The organism is Pseudomonas sp. NPDC087817, assembly GCF_044742875.1.
Classification (GTDB): domain Bacteria; phylum Pseudomonadota; class Gammaproteobacteria; order Pseudomonadales; family Pseudomonadaceae; genus Aquipseudomonas.
Genome location: NZ_JBIUVJ010000041.1, coordinates 47,270 through 48,535, shown reverse-complemented (window position 1 = coordinate 48,535; position 1,266 = coordinate 47,270). Strand labels below are relative to the sequence as shown.

At 58.1% G+C, this 1,266-nt stretch carries 2 protein-coding genes and 1 pseudogene (1 of these 3 running past the window's edge); all 3 read left to right on the top strand.

From position 1 onward, the window contains the following. Positions 1–412: pseudogene (locus ACIONG_RS21605) on the top strand (cbb3-type cytochrome c oxidase subunit I); its annotated part reaches 502 nt to the left of the window's first position; the annotation flags it as partial. Further along, on the top strand, positions 412–1,020 hold the full coding sequence (ccoO, locus tag ACIONG_RS21600; protein WP_103303916.1) for a cytochrome-c oxidase, cbb3-type subunit II: 609 nt from the start codon (positions 412–414) through the stop codon (positions 1,018–1,020). The pseudogene ACIONG_RS21605 and the gene ccoO, both read left to right, overlap by 1 nt. 5 nt (positions 1,021–1,025) lie before the next feature. Then, positions 1,026–1,202 (top strand): cbb3-type cytochrome oxidase subunit 3, encoded by a 177-nt coding sequence (locus tag ACIONG_RS21595; protein ID WP_401302587.1) that lies wholly within the window; start codon positions 1,026–1,028, stop codon positions 1,200–1,202. Positions 1,203–1,266 lie beyond the last annotated feature (64 nt).

The window sequence follows — 1,266 nt, the reverse complement described above, 5'->3', positions numbered from 1 at the left end:
CGGCCACGTCCACGCCGGCGCTCTCGGCTGGGTAGCAATGATCTCGATCGGCGCGATCTACCACATGATCCCGAAACTGTTCGGCCGTGCGCAGATGCACAGCGTTGGCCTGATCAACGCGCACTTCTGGCTCGCGACCATCGGTACCGTTCTGTACATCGCCTCGATGTGGGTCAACGGCATCACGCAGGGCCTGATGTGGCGTGCAATCAACGATGACGGCACCCTCACCTACTCGTTCGTTGAAGCGCTGCAGGCCAGCCACCCGGGCTATATCGTCCGTGCCCTGGGCGGTGCGTTCTTCGCCAGCGGCATGCTGTTGATGGCTTACAACGTCTGGCGCACCGTGCGCGCCTCGAACCCGGCTGAAGCCGAAGCCGCTGCCCAGATCGCTGTCGTTGGAGCTCACTGATGAAGCATGAAGCTGTCGAGAAGAACATTGGCCTGCTGGCCTTCTTCATGGTCATCGCCGTCAGCGTTGGCGGCCTGACCCAAATCGTTCCGCTGTTTTTCCAGGACGTCACCAACAAGCCGGTCGAAGGCATGAAGCCACGCTCGGCGCTGGAACTGGAAGGCCGCGACGTTTATATCGCCAACGGCTGTGTCGGCTGCCACTCGCAGATGATCCGTCCGTTCCGTGCGGAAACCGAACGCTATGGCCACTATTCGGTTGCCGGTGAAAGTGTCTGGGATCACCCGTTCCTGTGGGGCTCCAAGCGTACCGGCCCGGACCTGGCCCGTGTGGGCGGTCGTTACTCCGATGACTGGCAGCGTGCGCACTTGTACAACCCGCGCAACGTGGTGCCTGAGTCGAAAATGCCGGCTTACCCGTTCCTCGTGGAAAACAAGCTCGACGGCAAAGACACGGCCAAGAAAATGGAAGTGTTGCGCACGCTCGGCGTTCCTTACACCGACGAAGATATCGCTGGTGCACAGGCTGCCGTGAAGGGCAAAACCGAAATGGACGCGCTGGTGGCCTACCTGCAAGGCCTGGGCACCATCATCAAAAGCAAACGGTGATCTAGATGGATATCGGGATGATTCGTGGCCTGGGCACCGTTGTTGTGATGGTGGCCTTCATCGGTCTGGCGTTGTGGGTGTTCAGCCCCAAGCGCAAGTCGGAGTTTGAAGACGCGACCTTGTTGCCTTTTGCGGATGATCCCGAAGCCATCAAGCACGTCGAGCAAGTTTCTATTAGTTAGTAAGATTGTCTTGTTTGTTTAGTGTGTTGTTGTCAGTGTTGATTTTGGTTTTGTTCTTTTCATT